General features: G+C 67.4%; 15 protein-coding genes and 3 pseudogenes. 9 read left to right on the top strand and 9 right to left on the bottom strand.

The window, feature by feature from the left end:
- Positions 1 to 82 precede the first annotated feature (82 nt).
- Positions 83 to 840 (top strand): IS5 family transposase gene (locus BM140_RS24440; RefSeq protein ID WP_091949951.1). Its coding sequence is split into 2 segments (ribosomal slippage): positions 83 to 413 and positions 413 to 840, totalling 759 coding nucleotides; the frame shifts between segments, so codons are not numbered across the junction.
- Positions 841 to 943: 103 nt separating this feature from the next.
- Here BM140_RS24440 and BM140_RS24445 read toward each other — a convergent pair.
- Positions 944 to 2,005, bottom strand: a complete 1,062-nt coding sequence (locus BM140_RS24445) for a site-specific integrase (protein ID WP_091952033.1) — start codon at positions 2,003 to 2,005, stop codon at positions 944 to 946.
- Between the two features lie 191 nt (positions 2,006 to 2,196).
- On the opposite strand from BM140_RS24445, the pseudogene BM140_RS24450 reads away from it, so the two are divergent.
- The 4 genes and pseudogenes from BM140_RS24450 (at position 2,197) to BM140_RS25595 (ending at position 5,588) form a co-directional block, all read left to right on the top strand.
- A pseudogene (locus tag BM140_RS24450) lies at positions 2,197 to 3,315 on the top strand (IS3 family transposase).
- A gap of 28 nt (positions 3,316 to 3,343) precedes the next feature.
- Positions 3,344 to 3,841 (top strand): annotated as a pseudogene (locus tag BM140_RS24455) (Na+/H+ antiporter NhaA); the annotation flags it as partial.
- 75 nt (positions 3,842 to 3,916) lie between these two features.
- Positions 3,917 to 5,221, top strand: coding sequence for a DUF2254 domain-containing protein (locus BM140_RS24460; protein ID WP_091952035.1), 1,305 nt, complete (start codon positions 3,917 to 3,919; stop codon positions 5,219 to 5,221).
- A gap of 100 nt (positions 5,222 to 5,321) precedes the next feature.
- On the top strand, positions 5,322 to 5,588 hold the full coding sequence (locus BM140_RS25595; RefSeq protein WP_131803959.1) for a hypothetical protein: 267 nt from the start codon (positions 5,322 to 5,324) through the stop codon (positions 5,586 to 5,588).
- Between the two features lie 69 nt (positions 5,589 to 5,657).
- On the opposite strand, the gene BM140_RS24465 is transcribed toward BM140_RS25595, so the two are convergent.
- The 6 genes from BM140_RS24465 to BM140_RS24490 all read right to left on the bottom strand — a co-directional run bounded on the left by BM140_RS24465 (position 5,658) and on the right by BM140_RS24490 (position 10,292).
- Entirely contained in the window at positions 5,658 to 6,323 is a 666-nt protein-coding gene (locus BM140_RS24465; RefSeq protein WP_063988036.1) for a response regulator, read from the bottom strand.
- An 18-nt stretch (positions 6,324 to 6,341) separates the two neighbouring features.
- Positions 6,342 to 8,414 carry a PAS domain-containing sensor histidine kinase gene (locus BM140_RS24470; protein WP_091952037.1) on the bottom strand — a complete coding sequence of 691 codons (2,073 nt, stop codon included), beginning with the start codon at positions 8,412 to 8,414 and terminating at the stop codon, positions 6,342 to 6,344.
- Positions 8,398 to 8,733 carry a hypothetical protein gene (locus tag BM140_RS26510; protein WP_244535628.1) on the bottom strand — a complete coding sequence of 112 codons (336 nt, stop codon included), beginning with the start codon at positions 8,731 to 8,733 and terminating at the stop codon, positions 8,398 to 8,400. Before BM140_RS26510 ends, BM140_RS24470 begins: the two co-directional genes overlap by 17 nt.
- A 140-nt stretch (positions 8,734 to 8,873) precedes the next feature.
- Positions 8,874 to 9,089: a ribosome modulation factor gene (locus BM140_RS24480; RefSeq protein WP_091952039.1), complete on the bottom strand. Its 216-nt coding sequence runs from the start codon at positions 9,087 to 9,089 to the stop codon at positions 8,874 to 8,876.
- Between the two features lie 186 nt (positions 9,090 to 9,275).
- Entirely contained in the window at positions 9,276 to 9,773 is a 498-nt protein-coding gene (locus tag BM140_RS24485; protein ID WP_091952040.1) for a PRC-barrel domain-containing protein, read from the bottom strand.
- Positions 9,774 to 9,860: 87 nt separating this feature from the next.
- Positions 9,861 to 10,292, bottom strand: coding sequence for a hypothetical protein (locus tag BM140_RS24490; RefSeq protein ID WP_091952042.1), 432 nt, complete (start codon positions 10,290 to 10,292; stop codon positions 9,861 to 9,863).
- A gap of 866 nt (positions 10,293 to 11,158) precedes the next feature.
- Between BM140_RS24490 and BM140_RS26040 the strand changes: the two genes are divergently transcribed.
- Together BM140_RS26040 and BM140_RS24505 are read left to right on the top strand one after the other, a co-directional pair.
- Complete coding sequence (locus BM140_RS26040) at positions 11,159 to 11,326, top strand: hypothetical protein (protein WP_165616552.1); 168 nt, start codon at positions 11,159 to 11,161, stop codon at positions 11,324 to 11,326.
- Between the two features lie 89 nt (positions 11,327 to 11,415).
- The gene (locus tag BM140_RS24505; RefSeq protein WP_091952046.1) at positions 11,416 to 12,162 is read left to right on the top strand and encodes a glutaredoxin family protein; all 747 of its coding nucleotides are present in this window, start codon (positions 11,416 to 11,418) and stop codon (positions 12,160 to 12,162) included.
- 162 nt (positions 12,163 to 12,324) lie between these two features.
- Here the strand turns inward: BM140_RS24505 and BM140_RS24510 are convergent, their stop codons facing one another.
- Positions 12,325 to 13,779 (bottom strand): sensor domain-containing diguanylate cyclase, encoded by a 1,455-nt coding sequence (locus tag BM140_RS24510; protein ID WP_091952048.1) that lies wholly within the window; start codon positions 13,777 to 13,779, stop codon positions 12,325 to 12,327.
- 82 nt (positions 13,780 to 13,861) lie between these two features.
- On the opposite strand from BM140_RS24510, the pseudogene BM140_RS25265 reads away from it, so the two are divergent.
- A pseudogene (locus BM140_RS25265) lies at positions 13,862 to 13,978 on the top strand (IS5/IS1182 family transposase); the annotation flags it as partial.
- Positions 13,979 to 14,576: 598 nt separating this feature from the next.
- Positions 14,577 to 14,840, top strand: coding sequence for a hypothetical protein (locus tag BM140_RS24520; RefSeq protein ID WP_063988042.1), 264 nt, complete (start codon positions 14,577 to 14,579; stop codon positions 14,838 to 14,840).
- 470 nt (positions 14,841 to 15,310) lie between these two features.
- Here the strand turns inward: BM140_RS24520 and BM140_RS24525 are convergent.
- Positions 15,311 to 16,068 (bottom strand): IS5 family transposase gene (locus BM140_RS24525; protein WP_091949951.1). Its coding sequence is split into 2 segments (ribosomal slippage): positions 15,311 to 15,738 and positions 15,738 to 16,068, totalling 759 coding nucleotides; the frame shifts between segments, so codons are not numbered across the junction.
- Between the last annotated feature and the right edge of the window lie 82 nt (positions 16,069 to 16,150).

Below are 16,150 nucleotides of genomic sequence, written 5' to 3' on the forward strand. Positions count from 1 at the left end.
TTAGGGTCAAAACCGCATCAAGCCATTGATCTGTCTTCGGAACGCGGGTTCAATGGCTGGTTTCGAGGCAGGGAGGCGCGCTATGGCGGACTTGTTCTGGCTGTCGGATACCCAGTGGGCGGTGATCGAACCGTTCATGCCGAAGAACCAGCCGGGTCCAGAGCGCAACGACGATCGGCAGGTGATCTCCGGTATCATCCACGTCCTGAAGACGGGCTGCCGCTGGTGCGACTGCCCGCCGGAGTACGGTCCGCCGACCACGGTCTACAACCGCTTCAACCGCTGGTCCCGGCGCGGCTTCTGGAAGGCGATGCTGGCCGCGCTGGTCAAGGCCGGCTGGAACGGCGAGGCCAACGCCATCGACGCCACCTACGTCAGGGCCCACCGCTCCGCCCAAGGCGGAAAAGGGGGGCCAAGGCGCAAGCGATCGGTCCTTCGTGTGGTGGCCAGACCACCAAGATCCATGCGCTCGTCGACGTCGTGGGCCGCCCGGCGGTCCTCCTTCTGACGCCTGGCAATGCCAGCGACGTCAAGACCGCCCCGGATGTGCTAGCCGAGGCGCCCGGCCGCATCCGGCGCCTGATCGGCGACAAAGGCTACGACGCCAACTGGCTGCGAAAGGATTTGCGCGAGCGCAATACCACGCCGATCATCCCCGGCACCCGCGCACGCAAACGCAAGATCAGGCTCGACAAGAAACGCTATCGTGAGCGCTGGCGGGTGGAGGCGACCTTCTGCCGACTGAAGGACTTCCGTAGGATCGCCACCCGCTACGATAAGCTTGCCCGCAACTTCGCCTCAGCACTCGCCTTGGCAGCCATCATTGCTTTCTGGTGCTGATTGAGTCTCGACCCTAATATCGACCGAAAGCGGGGCGTCACGTCTCTGTTAACGAACGCTCGGAGAAACGTGACGGATCGAGTGAGCCATCTTGCCGTGCGAATTATGCTCGGTTTTGGAGTGTCGCCAGCTTACGGGCGGCCCCGCGCTGTGCTCGCAACCGCTCCCCATAACGGGCGGGCATCGCCGGAGTCTTCCACGAGCCAGCTTGCATGACTTCGAGCAGCTCGAACCCAGCCGCAAACATGTCTTGCGTCGCCCCGACCCGCGTCGAGTGCCCGGAAGGCGGACGCGCCAGTTTCAGCCCGGCTGCGGTGGCAAGATCCCGCAACACCCGGGACACCTCCCCTCCCCCGAGCGCCGTCCTCCCGACCTGTCCTCCCTTGGTCAATGGTCGGAACAACGGCCCGCTCTCGATGCGCGCGGCCGCCAGCCAAGCGTCGATGTGCTCCATCGTGTCGGGGGCGAGATACTTGATCGCCCCCTCCCCTTCTTGGTCGGCCTTCGAGCGCCGCACCAGTACGGTGCCGGAGCCGTCCGCTCCCCTGTGCAGATCGCCTATATATAAAGAGACGAGTTCGGAGCGACGCAGCAGGGTGTCGTAGGCGACCGCGACCAGCGCCGTGTTGCGCAACGCGATTAGCGGTACCTCGCGATTGCCCTCCGTGACGCGGCGATGCATCCGCCCGGGCGTCTTCACCTCCAGCATGCGCTCGATGCTGGTGCGGTTGAGCGGTTCGGCCTGTTTCTGGCGCCGACCCTTGGCCCGATTCATCCGCTTCACCGCCAGCCGCACAATCTCGTCAGCGCAGGGATTCGGCAGGCCGGCGGCGCGATGCAACGCCGCGATCGAGGAGCGATAGCGCTCGATCGTAGCGCGCGCCTTCGTTTCGCCCTGCGCGTCGATGAAGGCGGCGACCGTCTCCGGGGTTGCTGGCAGCATCGCCCTCCCCGCTTGCCCACACCACGCGGCGAAGATCCGGCTGTCGGCGGCGAGCGCACGGACCGTGTTGTCGGCGAAGGCGCCGCGCGCTGCCCGGGCGTGCTGCTCCAGCCGCTCGATGATGAGACCGAGACCAGGCGGCAGCGCGTTTGCGAACGGGACCGGCGGCGCGAATGTGTCGGGATGCGGACCGGAGGCGGGATCGGCAGCGTCAAGCTCCATGGCGGGAGCTTAGCCGCTCAAAACCTAACGATCCACAAATTTTCTGCGATAAGTGCCATTATCGTGGGCAATTTGAAGATGGGTGATTTTTGGCTTCTATGCCCGCTCTGTCGCTTGATGCTGTGAGGGTGACCTTGCTTCCTGGCCTGCCTCCGTTCTGAAGCTAGGGTCCGTCGGTGAGGAGACGGACGATGAAGAAGAGCCGGTTCAGCGAAGAGCAGATCATCGGCATCCTGAAGGAGCAGCAGGCTGGGCTGCCGGTGGCTGAGATCTGTCGCCGACACGGCATCAGCGACGCGACGTTCTACACGTGGCGTTCGCGCTTCGGCGGCATGGAGGTCTCGGACGCGCGGCGTCTGAAGGCGCTCGATGAGGAGAACCGCAAGCTCAAGAAACTTCTGGCCGAGGCGATGCTCGACGTGGCGACGCTGCGTGAGGCGCTGGGAAAAAACTTCTGACGCTTGGCGCACGGAGAGCGGCCGTGAGCTGGGCCATTGAGGAGAAGGGCTATTCGTAGCGTCGCGCCTGCGGCCTGATCGGCCTTGAGCCGAAGACGTACCGCTACGCCTCGACGCGAGGTAACGATGCGGCCGTGCGGGTACGCCTGCGCGGCCTGGCCGGCGAGCGCCGCCGGTTCGGCTACCGGCGCCTGCTCATCTCGGCTCGCGACGGGAGGGCCTCACGCTGAACCACAAGAAGCTGTTCCGCCTCTATCGGGAGGAGCGGCTGTCCGTGCGCAGGCGGGGTGGGCGCAAACGAGCCCTTGGCACGCGGGCACGGGCTGCCATGCCCCAGGAGCCGAACCAGCGCTGGAGCCTCGACTTCGTCTCCGACAAGCTCGACGATGGACGTCGCTTCCGCATCCTCGTCGTGGTCGATGACTGCACGCGGGAGTGTCTCGCGCTGGTGGTCGACACGTCGCTGCCCGGCCAGCGCGTCGCGCGCGAACTCGACCGGATCATCGCAGGCCGGGGCAAGCCGCTGATGATCGTCTCGGACAACGGCACCGAACTGACCTCGCACGCCATCCTGCGCTGGCAGGAGGAGCGTGCGGTCCAGTGGCAATACATCGCTCCCGGCAAGCCGCAGCAGAACGGTTTTGTCGAGAGCTTGAATGGGCGCTTGCGCGACAAGTGCCTGAATGAGCATCTGTTCCGGAGCCTGCCGGCGGCCCGGACCAGATTGAGGCGTAGCGGGTGGACTACAACAGCTGCCGTCCTCACACGAGCCTCGGTGGGCTCACACCGAACGCGTTTGTAACCCGGTCCAAACAGAACCAGAACCAGAACCAGAACGGACTCTTGTTATGAACGGGGGCAAACAGGGGGCAAGGTCACCATGACGGTGCCGTTGCGGCTGAGCGTCGGCAAGCCGGACGATCCGACCTCGCCGCTCCACATCCTCGAACACGCGGTCCAGCCGTGGTCGGCCTACCTCATCCTGCCGGTGTTCGGCTTCGCCAACGCGGGCGTATCGCTGGCCGGGTTCAGCCCGCACATGCTGCTCGACCCGGTCACGCTGGGCGTGGCGCTCGGCCTATTCGTCAGCAAGCAGGCCGGCGTGTTCGGGCTCGTGCTGGTAGCGGTGAGGCTCGGGCTGGCGCAGCGCCCGGCCCACGCGACCTGGGTACAGGTCTACGGCGTCTCGCTCCTCTGCGGGGTCGGCTTCACCATGAGCCTGTTCATCGGCCTGCTCGCCTTCGCGGACGCCCCGGCCCTGGAGGCCGAGGTCAAGATCGGCGTGCTCGCCGGCTCGGTCGCCTGCATGGTGGCCGGAGCGCTTGTCCTCCTGGTCGCCGCCCCGAGGGAACAACGCGGGCGGGGGGACCTTGCCTGAGCCGGGACGGGTTCGCGAAGTTGGCCGGGTGACCATAGGTCCCCGGCGTCCGGACAGTAGGGGAAGGGGTCGCCGGTGAGGGCGAGGGTACGGGCCTGGATCGAGTTCCTGGGCGATCAGTTCTGGCTGCGTCCGGCGCTCGTCGTGCTGGCCTGCATCGGCCTGGCGCAGGTCGCCGTCTGGCTGGAGACGGCGCGCATCGCCGGCTACGACCCGTCCTCCCCGGACACGAACTGGGGCTGGGCCGGCGGCGCCGAGGGAGCCCGAGCGCTGCTCAGTGCGGTGGCCTCGTCCACCATCGGGGTGGCCGGCACCACCTTCTCCATCACCATCGCCGCGCTGACGCTGGCCTCGAACCAGATGGGTCCGCGGCTCCTGCGCAACTTCGTGCGCGACGCCCGCAATCAACTCGTGCTCGGCATCTTCCTCGGCACCTTCGCCTACGCGCTGATGGTGCTGCGCACGGTGCGCACCGTCGAGGAGGACACCTTCGTCCCGCACCTCGCCATCTCGGGGGCCGTGCTGCTCGCGCTGGTCTCTCTCGGGACGCTGGTCTGGTTCGTCCACCACGTCGCTACCAGCATCAACGTCGAGACCGTGGTCGACGCCGTCCACCGCGACCTCTGCGCGGCGGTCGAGGCACGGACCCGCGACGAGGCCGACGTCCAGCCGCCGGCGGAAGCCCCGCACGGCGCCCCGGTCGCGCCGGCGGACGGGGGCTACCTGCAGGCGGTCGATACGGAGAGCCTCGCCGACTGGGCGCACGAGCATCGCGTCGTCCTTGCCCTGAGGGTTCGGCCGGGCGACTTCGTGCCGAGGGGATTCCCGGTCGCCTTCCTCTCCGCGGGCGTCGAGGACGCTGCCGAGGCGGTCGCCCGGTCGCTCACCTTCGGGCGGCGCCCTGCGGCGCTTCAGGACCTGGAATACTCGGTGCGGCAGCTCGTCGAGATCGCGGTGCGGGCGCTCTCGCCCGGCATCAACGATCCGATGACGGCGGGCAGCGTGCTGGACCACTTGGGCGACGCCCTGTGCCGGATCGCGCCGCGCCATCTGCCGACCGGGGCGGTCGCCCGCGAGGGCCGCGTCGTGCTCGTCCATCCGGTAACGGACTACGACGGCCTGTGCAACGCGATGTTCCACATGATCCGCCAGAACGCCGCCGGCTCGGTCCACGTGCTCGCGCGGATGCTGGACGTCCTGACCCGCGCCGCGGAGGTCGAGCGGCTGACCTCGCGGCTGTCCGAGCTCGGGCGCCATGCCGACCTCGTCCTGGCCGCCGCGCGGCGCGACGTCGCCGACCCGAGCGATCTCACCGACCTCGAAGAACGGCACGCTCGCTTCGTCCGGGTGCGGACCGGAGCGGGCCGATCCATCGGGTGAACCGCCGCTGCACGCAGAGAGTGGCGCTTGCAGGATCGACCCGTCGGGATCGAGTGGCGGCCGTACAAGTTGAGCGGAGGACGCCGTTGAAGAGGATTCGATGAACGACAAGCCGAGATATGTTTCGACCCTGGCACGCTCGCTCGTGATCATCCCGTTGCTGGGCTTCGCAGCCGGCTTGGTGCCGCAGCCGGCCGCCGCGCAGGACGCGGGACCGGTGGATCGCGCGCGGGCACTGACGAAGGACCGCACCCTGCCCAAGGCAAAGCCCGGCGCGGTCGGGACGCCTCCGATCATCACTAGAAAGGGCTCGTCGGTCGCGGATACACCCGCCCCATCGAAGGCGCGCGATCCCAGGAGCCGTTGATCGCCGGGGACCGGTCGGCGGCAGGTCCGTGCGGTTCGTGGCGCGCGCGGCGGGGTAAAAGGGACGGCGCTACCGCAAGGCCAAGGCGTCGAACCAGCCATGCGCGGCGCCGTAGCGGATGATCTCGGCGCGCGTCCGCAACCCGAGCTTCTCGGCGGCCCGCGCCTTGTAGGTCTCGACCGACTTCACGCTGACATCGATGCGCCGGGCGATCTCCTTGTTGCTGAAGCCTTGCGCGATCAGGCGGAGGGTCTCGGCTTCGCGCGGGCTCAACGGCTCGCGCCCCGCCCCCGTGACCGGGCGCCCGTCCGAGCCGGAGGTTTCTGCCAGGGCGTAGCCGGCGATGGAGGGGTCGAGATAGACGCCGCCGGAGGCCACGGCCCGGACCGCCCGGAGCAGGTCGTCCGCGGCCGAGCGCTTGAGGAGGTAGCCGCGCGCGCCGGCCCTCATCAGCGGCTGCACGTAGGCCGCGTCCTCGTGGACGGTCAGCACCAGCACCCGGGTGCCGGGGCATTCACCCGTCACCCGCTCCGTCAGTTCGAGGCCGTTCAGGCCGGGCATCGAGACGTCGACCACCGCGACGTCGGGCGCGACGGCGCGGATCATCGGCAGCGCCTCGCCGCCATCGGTGGCCTCGCCGACGAGTTCGACCTCGGGGTCGGCGTTGAGCAGCGTCCGGATGCCCGCGAGGACGACCGGATGGTCGTCGGCCAGGACGACGCGGATACGGTCCATGGTTGTCCCTCTCGTGGGTTAGGCGGCGGGCGCCACCGGGATGCGGACGAACAGCGTGGTGCCGACGCCCGGGGTTGCCTCCAGCGTGAGCGTGCCGTTCAGGAGGGTCAAACGCTCGCGGATGCCCGAGAGACCCAACCGCGGTTCGGACGGTGTGCGCCCCAAGGACGGGGCAGAGCTTGAGCCGGGTTCGAAGCCGACGCCGTCGTCCTCGATGATGACCTGGACCTCGTCCGGGCGACGTTCGACGCAGACGCTGACGGTGGCCGCGTGCGCGTGCTTGAGGACGTTGGTGAGCGCCTCCTGCACGATCCGGTAGACCGCGCTCTCGACGGCTGCCGGCAGGCGGGAGGCCTCGCCGACGAACTCCAGATCGGACCGGATGCCGTGGCGCTGGCCCCACTCGCGCAGGAGCGTCGCCAGCGCCTCGCGCAGCCCGAGGTCGTCCAGGGCGGTCGGGCGCAGGTCGACGGCGGCACGATGGATGTCGCGCCCGACCTCGCCGGCGAGGCGCTGCAGCCACTGGATCTGCCGTCCGGCTTCGGTCGAGGCCCCCTGCGCGTCGAGCAGCCGCTCCAGCCCCTTGAGACCGAGCGACAAGCCGGTCACCGTCTGCCCGACCTGATCGTGCAGCTCGCGGGCGATCCGGCGCTGCTCGTTCTCCTGCGCCTCGCCGAGACGGCGCAGCAGATCGAGACGCTCCGCCTCGGCGCGCTTGCGCGGCTCGATGTCCGAGACCACGCCGTAGACGAGCACGGCGGGATCCTCGTTCTGAAGCCGGGGCGCGCGCCCGGTCAGACGCACCCAACGCGACGCCGAATTCGCCCGGAAAACCCTGAACTCCACGTCGAGAGGCACACCCTCGGCGAGGCTTCGCCGCACCGCCGCCGCCATCCGCTCCCGGTCGCCGGTGTCGACCGCCAGGAAGGCGATGTCGACATCCGCCGTCATCTCGCGCCCCTCCGGCACCTCCGCTTCCCACCCCAGAAGCTCGGCGGTGCGCCGGGAGGCCGTCACGGTCTCCTCGGCCGTATCCCATTTCAGGGTACCGAGTTCCGCGGCCTCGGCGGCGACGGCGCCCTGCTCCTCGCTCGACCGCAGCGCCAGGGCGAAGCGCGCCCGCTCGCCCGCCCGCCGCTGGGCCATGTCGCGCCCGACCAGCCCGACCAGCGCGAGGCCGAGGCCGATGCTCAGCACGCTTCCGCCGGCCAGCACGAGGTAGGAGCGCGAGACCGGCGCGTTGAGCGTGGCGACCGGCATACCGAAATGCACCGACCAGCCGCCGGTGTCCTTCAGGGTGCGGTAGACCACCTCGACATCCGGCCCCTCCAACGTCGATCCCGTATAGAAGCCCTGAGGCGCCCGCCGGATCGCCGCCAGCAGGGCGGCGCCGGCCGGGTGGCCGAGTTCCTCCGCCTCGGCCCGGGTGCGGGCGATGGTGTTGCCCGCCGCATCGACGATGGTCCCGACCCAGCCCTCCGGCGCGCCCGCGTCGCGAAGGATCGAGCTGATCGCGCTGGTGGCGAGACCGACCGAGAGGACGTGGCGGAGCGTTCCGTCCCGGACGACCGGGACCCGCAGCGCGACGAGGCGCTTGCCCGAGATCGGCCCGAGCGGCCCGATCCCGCCGACCACCGGCCGCCCCGTCCGCACCACCGCTTCAAAGCTCGCGCGGTCGGCGGTGGGTCCGAGCTCGTCGTCGAGGGAGCGGAGAAGGTTGACGACCTGCACGCCGTCGGAACCGGCGAGCTCGACGGTCTCCCAGAGCGGGTGCTCCCGCCGAAGCCGCTCGGCCTCGGCATAGAAGGCGGCAAGGTCGGGCCGGTCGAGGCTCGCCGAGGCAGCCTCGGCTCTAAGGACCGCGACCTGCGTCGCGATGTCGGAGGCAACGCGCTCGGCGACCCGGGCCGTGCTCGCCACGGCGGCGCTGCGGGTCAGTCCGCGCTGCTGCTGCGCCATGAGCGTCGCCACCCAGCCGCTGAGCAGCAGCACGGGGATGGCGGCCGCCACGGCGAGCGCGACGAAGGTTCGTCCATTGCCGCGATGGATCTCGGGACGATCGGCGTCGGAGTTCTCAAGCCGTGAGATCATGCAGGGACGATTGGCTGAGGAGAACCGCGGTCGCCGTCCCCGCCGACGGAGCCGGGACATTCCCGGTCAGGTCCGAATCATCGGCTTGGCGCGTCGTGTCCCGCAAGGGCGCTTCGGCCATGTCGGGGTGGGCCGGCAAGTCCGGCTCGGTCAACGCCTGCTCGTCGCCGAGGAGGCGCCGGCCCGACGCAATGACTTGGAGGATCTGGCGGTCGCCCCCGGCGGCGGCGTTCCGCTCCAGGTCCCGCAGCCGTCCGATAAGGTTCGGCGGCGCGGCGGCAGGGTCCTGCAGGCCAGCCTCGACCAACGCGGTGACCACCCGTTCGAGGCGCCCGAAGGTCCGGCCGTCGAACGAGCGGGGTCGCTTCCGTCCCATCGTCACTCTGCCGTCTTCCCGACCGTCCTCAAAGCTATGCCTTAAGGCCAGCGAAACATGCGGTCGAGGGGAACCCCCGCGAGCTAGGTGTGGGCCGAGCCGGCCGCTGCGTCCCGGGATGCCGCATCGCGGCCAGCCACGGCCGGGTGTGGAACCCGCTCGGCGAAATCCCAGGTCGATCCGTCGTAGCCCTCGTACCAGGCCCGGCGCTCGCGGGAGTCGGCCGGATGGGGACAGGCATCCCGCGGACGCCCGAGGGCCCGGGCGCGGGCGCCTTGCTTGATGACGTCCATGAGCATCGCCACTCCCTCCACCACATCGACGTTTACGAAGCGGCTTCGAGTAGGGCCTGGACCTCGGCGGGCGACAAGCGGTTTCACAGGGCATCGCCGTTCTCACCGACGCCCGTCAGGTTCATCCCGACACCGCTCGGGCACTGTAATGCTTGGGCGTGGCCCCGCGCACACGGGACCACGCGCCAAGGGTCAGGAGTTCTTGTTGTACTTGAACTCGGGCGCGTTCTTCAGCGCGTCCTTGTCGGTGTCGACCATCGCCTTGAGCTTGCCGTCCGCCTTGTGCAGGAAGATCGACGAGGGGTCGATCAGCACGTAGCGCTCGCCCATGCCCAGGAAGCCGCCGACGCTGACGACGACGCCGGTGACCGTCTTGCCGTTGTCGATGACGAGATCCTCGACCTCGCCGATGGTCTCGTTCTTATTGTTGTAGAGGTTCTTTCCGACGAGCTTCGACGAGGTCACTTCGGCCGGCTTGGCGGTGACGAACTTGATCTTGGCGGTCGCGGTGTCGGCCATGGTCATGCCGCCCATGCCGCCGGCCGTCGTCGGCATCGCGGTGCCGGCCGGCGGCGCCTTCATCTGGTTGGTCTGGGCGTCGGCAGGCGGTTGCACCGCCTTGTCCTGGGCGAGCGCGGGGCCGGCGAGCAGGGCACCGGCGACGAGGGTGGTGGCGAGCAGCGTCTTCATGGGTTCACCTTGGACATGTCGGGATGGTGTGCCTGGCGGAAGGAGCCGCCAGGGTTCGGGTGGTCATGTCTGCGAAACGAAAGGGATTCAGTAGCCGCAGCCGTAGTAGGGGCGGCGAACGCCGTAGCCGTACCCGTAGCCGACCGGGGCGTAGCGGTAGCCGTACCCGTAGCCGCCGTAGTAGGCGGGCCTGACGGCGGCTGCGGCGAGGCCGAGCCCGAGGCCGGCCGCCAGACCGAGACCGCGATAGCCGCGGCGGTAGCCGTAGCGTCGCCCGTAGCCGTAGCGTGGACCTCCGAAGCCGATGCGACGGTACCCCTCGAAGCCGCGGCGATAGCCACGGAAGCCGACCGAACGGTACCCACGGAAGCCGTGGCGGACGCCCCGGAAGCCGCCGTGGTGACCGGCGAAGCCGCCATGGTGGAAGCCATGGCCCCTGCCGAAGGGTCGCGCCTCACTCGACGGCGAGAACAGCATCAGGCTCGATACGGCCGCGAGGGCCAGTGCCAGACGTTTCATCGGATTTCAGCTCCGTGATGGTGGTGGCTGACCCTTGCGGGCCACGACCGGGACGGGTTCGACGGGGTGGCCGATTGTCCGGCGGCGGGCCGGACGTTCTTGCGCCGGACCGCCGGGGGTTCGGGCTCGGCGTCCCCTTCTCCCCGCTCACCGGGTGATCTGTGGCGCCGGGGATGGGCGCGCAGTCGGAGAAGACCGCATTCCTGTCGGGACAAGCCTGACACGTCATAGGGCGCCGTCTCTCGGTCGGCTTGCGCGGCCGGTTTGGTTTACGAAAGCTTAAACCGCAGCCGCCGACCTTGTCGTGCGGGCAGCGATGCCCGTCCGACCCGGTCACAGGGACGAGGGAGAGACATGAGGACAGCTATCGTTCGGAAGGCTCGGCTCGCTTGGGGCAGACGGGTGGATCCAGGCAGCACGGTCGGCATCGGCGACGCCCAGGCGCTGGCGGTCCCGGTGGACGGTTGCATTGAGGATTGGGCACGCCTCGGCGGCGGCTTGGCATCGACCGATGCCGATCTCCGATGCGGCCTCGGCGGCACTGTCACGGGCGGCCGCGGCACCCGATATCCCGGTCATGTCGTGTCGCCATCGTTATGACGACGGATCGGGCGCGTCGGTCCTGCAGGCCCCGTCGACCTGCCGACGGTGGCGGCGCTGGCCGAGCGAGCTGCCGCGTCCGGCCAACGACAACGGAGACGGCGCCACCCCATGGCCACTTCGGGCCGCATGCGGAATCGCGGTGGGCCTGCTCCTGCTCGTCGGCGTGGCAGGCCTCATGGTGTTCTGAAGCCGAACGTTCGCGAGCGCCGATGGCTCTCCCGGATCCGCATGCCCCGAAACGGATCGGGCGAAGGAGACCCATCATGTCCCATTCCATGCTTCGCAAAGGCCATTGGCGGCAACTCGCCTTCGGGCCACGCCCTTCGGCGCCGCGCGCGTCCGATTTGGTCCTGGCCGTCGTCGCAACGGCCCTGCTCGCGGGTCTTTGCCTGTTGGCGGCGGCGAACGCGGTCGACAGCCTGACCGGCTGAACGGCAGACGCGTCACATCGGTCCATGCCCGATCCGCGGTCTGGCGGGTTGTCCCTTGAAAGGGACCGCCGGCAACGAGGAGCCGATCCATGCTGGACACTACCCGCAGGGCCACCGTCTACCGCATGGTGATGGAGAAGCACGTCTGCCCCTACGGCCTGAAGACCAAGGATCTGCTCGAACGCGAGGGCTTCACGGTCGACGATCACTGGCTGACCACGCGCGAGGAGACCGACGCCTTCAAGGCCGAGCACGACGTGAAGACCACGCCGCAGACATTCATCGGCGGGCAGCGCATCGGCGGCTACGACGACCTGCGGCGCCACCTCGGCAAGGAGGTCAAGGATCCGAACGCGACGAGCTACACGCCCGTCGTCGCCGTGTTCGCGATGACCGCCCTGATGGCGCTGGCGGCGAGCTACGCCGCCTACGGGACGCCGCTGACGCTGAGGGCGGGCGAGTGGTTCATCGCCTTCAGCATGTGCGTGCTGGCCATCCTCAAGCTGCAGGACGTCGAGACCTTTTCCTCGATGTTCCTGGGCTACGACCTGCTCGCCCGACGCTGGGTCCGCTACGCCTACGCCTACCCGTTCTGCGAGGCGCTGGCCGGCGTACTGATGGTGGCCGGCGCGTTGAACTGGTTGTCGATCCCGGTGGCCCTGTTCATCGGCACGGTCGGCGCGGCCTCGGTGATCAAGGCCGTCTACGTCGACAAGCGCGAGATCAAGTGCGCCTGCGTCGGCGGCTCGGGCAGCGTTCCGCTCGGCTTCGTCTCGCTGACCGAGAACCTGATGATGGTCGGCATGGCCGTCTGGGTGCTGGTCATGCATCACTGAGCGAGCGGCTTTTCGGAGGATGCATTTCATCACGCATCTCATCGATCTGGGCTCCGGTGCTCGTCACCGCATCACGCAGGGATAGGTCGCTCAACGTCTTGCTTCGCCCCTGATATGGGAAGACAAAGCTTCACCGGGCGCTCTTCCATTGCTGGCTGTCCGTCAGCCGACAAGACGCTGCCCGGAGGCTTCGCGATAGGTCTGGGCCGTGCCTTTTCGGGTTCGCTTGGCCTCATAGAGCGCAACGTCGGCACGGCGCAGGATCGTTTCCCGATCGCAGGGGCCTTCGCCGGCCCACGCGATGCCGATCGTTCCCGAAACGCTGGCGATCCGACCGCCGCCTTCGGCTACGATGTGCAGATCACGCAGGAGCCGCCGGACGATGCGATCCAGTTCGCTTCGCGCGACCGTCGACGGCACAAGGACCGCGAACTCGTCGCCGCCCAGCCGAGCCGCGAAACAGGCCTCTTGCAGGTATGGAGAACGTAGCCTGTCCGCGATGCGCCGCAGCACTTCGTCACCTGCAGCGTGACCCAGCGCGTCGTTGACGCCCTTGAAGCCATCGAGGTCGATCAACAGCACCGCAAGATCGCTGCCCGTCGTGTGCGCTTCCCCAAGGTGGGTTTCCAGTAGCCGGTAGAATGCCGCGCGGTTGGGGAGTTGCGTCAGATCGTCGGTGCGCGCCATGCGGAGCAGATCCTGCTCCATGGTGTGCCGGCCTGTGATGTCCTGGATCAGGCCGATCAGCGCGACGGGTTTACCCTGCGAAAGCTCGACCTCACACGAACACCGGACGCGACGCGCGTTGCCCTTCGCCGTCACGAAATCTGCGTCGAGTTCGAAGGGCTCGCCCGTCTCCAAGGTACGCATCACCGCATCGAGGAACACGCCCCGATCCGGTTCGGGAAAGTAGTTCATGATCTCGCCGTTCGGCACGCCTGCCGCAATCGGCAGCTCATGAATGGCGAAAACGCCATCCGACCACATCGTCTTCTGTTGTTCGAGATCGTGACGCCATGACCCCATGTCGGCCATGCGTTCCGCCTGTTTGAGTTGTCGCCGCTCCCGTTCCAGCCCCTCGACCGCCAACCTCCGATCCTCGGCATTCGCAGCTGCGCGCAAGGCAACGGCGCGGGCTTCCACCAGGGCTTCCGCGACGCAAGCCAGTTCCATCAGAACGTCGAGGTCAGCCTGCGTCGGCTCTCGAGGCTTCTCGTCCAGAACGCACAATGTGCCGATCGTGACGGCGCTGCCGTCGGCCTGCCTGGCACGCACCGGTACCCCCGCATAAAAGCGGATATGGGGCGCGCCGACGACGAACGGATTGGCTGAAAACCGCGGATCCCGGCTGGCATCCTCCACCGTCAAGCGCGCCTCGGTCTCGAACACGATCGCGCAGAACGCCGGACCGCGCGCCGTCTGCGGCGCCAACGGGCCGCAGCGAGCTTTGAACCATTGCCGCTCGGCATCGATCAACGTGATCGACGCCATGCTCGTGCCCAGCACGCGCTGCGCCATTCGAGCCAGGGCGTCGAACTCCCGCTCCGGCGGCGTATCGAGCAGGGCAATTTCCGCGAGTGCTTTTTGGCGCAATGCTTCGCGCAAGTCGTCGGGCATGCGGGTTCCTGAGACTTTGGCAACACATGATCGCGTCAGAGCCGCAGCCGGTAGATATGATTGATGTCTTAATTCCGTATGATGGCTGGACGCCGACAGCCCTGCGGATGTGGCCGGCGCCCTGCGGGCGGCGCTGCAGTTGGCAGCTGAGTGGGAGCCGGAGCCCTCGGCGGTCATCCGCGACAGCCGGCCACGCAGGCCCGTAGACTTGACCGTTCGCCGCGGCAGACTAGCTTTGGATCCGGCTTCGGCGTTCGCGTCGAGGAGCACCGACGGGGTGGGTGGGCGAAGCCCCCCGATCTCATCCGCTTCGTCGGCCCAAGATATTCTTAGCGGTCTCGCTGCCCTTCCCGTGCCAACCGCGCGGCACGCAGCCGTTCCGTCCGCTCATCGACCGCCTGACGCTCCGCCTCGACCTCGGCCCAGACGGCAGCGGCGTCCTGCTGCCGCTGCGCTTCCTTCGCCGCTCGTGTCTCGGCCCGGTCCAAAGCTGCGCTAACGCGACGATGCACGTTCACTCCTCTGGCGGTTCATCGAAGAAGCTAGAGCAGCAAGGGCCGATGTCTCACGCGGTCGCCTCAGCCACACACCTTCGCTTGAAACTTTTCCGGTGATGCAGCCGTAGCAGCCTGCGTTACCTGGTTGAACGCGGCGCCGGAGTTCGGCTTTTGCGCCCGCCTCGACGTGCATGAACACCATTCTAGAGTAAATTATTATTCAAAAACAGGAACTTACGTAGGGTTTCGTTCCTTTCCCGAGGTAGGGCCAGCAATGTTGGCCTCCACAGGAGGAAGCCCATGAACAAGCGCACTCTCGGCCTCGTCGCCGCAGCCATGCTCGGTGGTCTCAGCCTCGGCGCTGGAACCTCGTCCGCTGCCCCCCTCGCCGTTCCCGGCATCCAGACCGATCACGCCCTGGCAACCCCCGTGCAGATGACCCGCTCCGAGCGGATGATGATGCGGGACCGCATGATGAAGCGGCGGATGATGGAACGCCGGATGATGGAGCGGCGCATGATGCGTCGGAAGATGATGCAGCGGCGGATGATGAACCGCATGTGAGGTGTCCACGGGAAGGGCGCCGACTGGCGCCCTTCCTGGAACGACTGGCTTCAGCCCTCCGTTGTCTCATGGCGACTCGAACAACCATCACAGGCTATGGACGATGAAGGCACATTTTCTATTGATACGAAGCCGTTCTGGGCGTTTCAATTTCACATTGATCACGGACCATGGTCGTCTTCAGGGCGTTGTACAAGTCGATATTGAGCCACATCAATCGCAAGCCGACATAAGAAAGGAGGCTATGAAAAAAGTCAAACTACTGTCCGAAGATTTTTGCAGCAAATTAATTTAAGTATTTGCGTAGAATATAAATTATAAATTGTACATACAACCTATCAAATTATGAGAAGAGTCGTGACGTGTGCGCCCATGCTGATGGGCCAGTCGCTGCCCCACCACAGGCTCTACCCCTGGCACGTCGAATGGATGTCATGACATAACGCGCAATGCATAGGGTCGAGACTCAATCAGCACCAGAAAGCAATGATGGCTGCCAAGGCGAGTGCTGAGGCGAAGTTGCGGGCAAGCTTATCGTAGCGGGTGGCGATCCTACGGAAGTCCTTCAGTCGGCAGAAGGTCGCCTCCACCCGCCAGCGCTCACGATAGCGTTTCTTGTCGAGCCTGATCTTGCGTTTGCGTGCGCGGGTGCCGGGGATGATCGGCGTGGTATTGCGCTCGCGCAAATCCTTTCGCAGCCAGTTGGCGTCGTAGCCTTTGTCGCCGATCAGGCGCCGGATGCGGCCGGGCGCCTCGGCTAGCACATCCGGGGCGGTCTTGACGTCGCTGGCATTGCCAGGCGTCAGAAGGAGGACCGCCGGGCGGCCCACGACGTCGACGAGCGCATGGATCTTGGTGGTCTGGCCACCACACGAAGGACCGATCGCTTGCGCCTTGGCCCCCCTTTTCCGCCTTGGGCGGAGCGGTGGGCCCTGACGTAGGTGGCGTCGATGGCGTTGGCCTCGCCGTTCCAGCCGGCCTTGACCAGCGCGGCCAGCATCGCCTTCCAGAAGCCGCGCCGGGACCAGCGGTTGAAGCGGTTGTAGACCGTGGTCGGCGGACCGTACTCCGGCGGGCAGTCGCACCAGCGGCAGCCCGTCTTCAGGACGTGGATGATACCGGAGATCACCTGCCGATCGTCGTTGCGCTCTGGACCCGGCTGGTTCTTCGGCATGAACGGTTCGATCACCGCCCACTGGGTATCCGACAGCCAGAACAAGTCCGCCATAGCGCGCCTCCCTGCCTCGAAACCAGCCATTGAACCCGCGTTCCGAAGACAGATCAATGGCTTGATGCGGTTTTGACCCTAA

Source organism: Methylorubrum salsuginis, from assembly GCF_900114375.1.
GTDB classification, from domain to species: Bacteria; Pseudomonadota; Alphaproteobacteria; order Rhizobiales; family Beijerinckiaceae; genus Methylobacterium; species Methylobacterium salsuginis.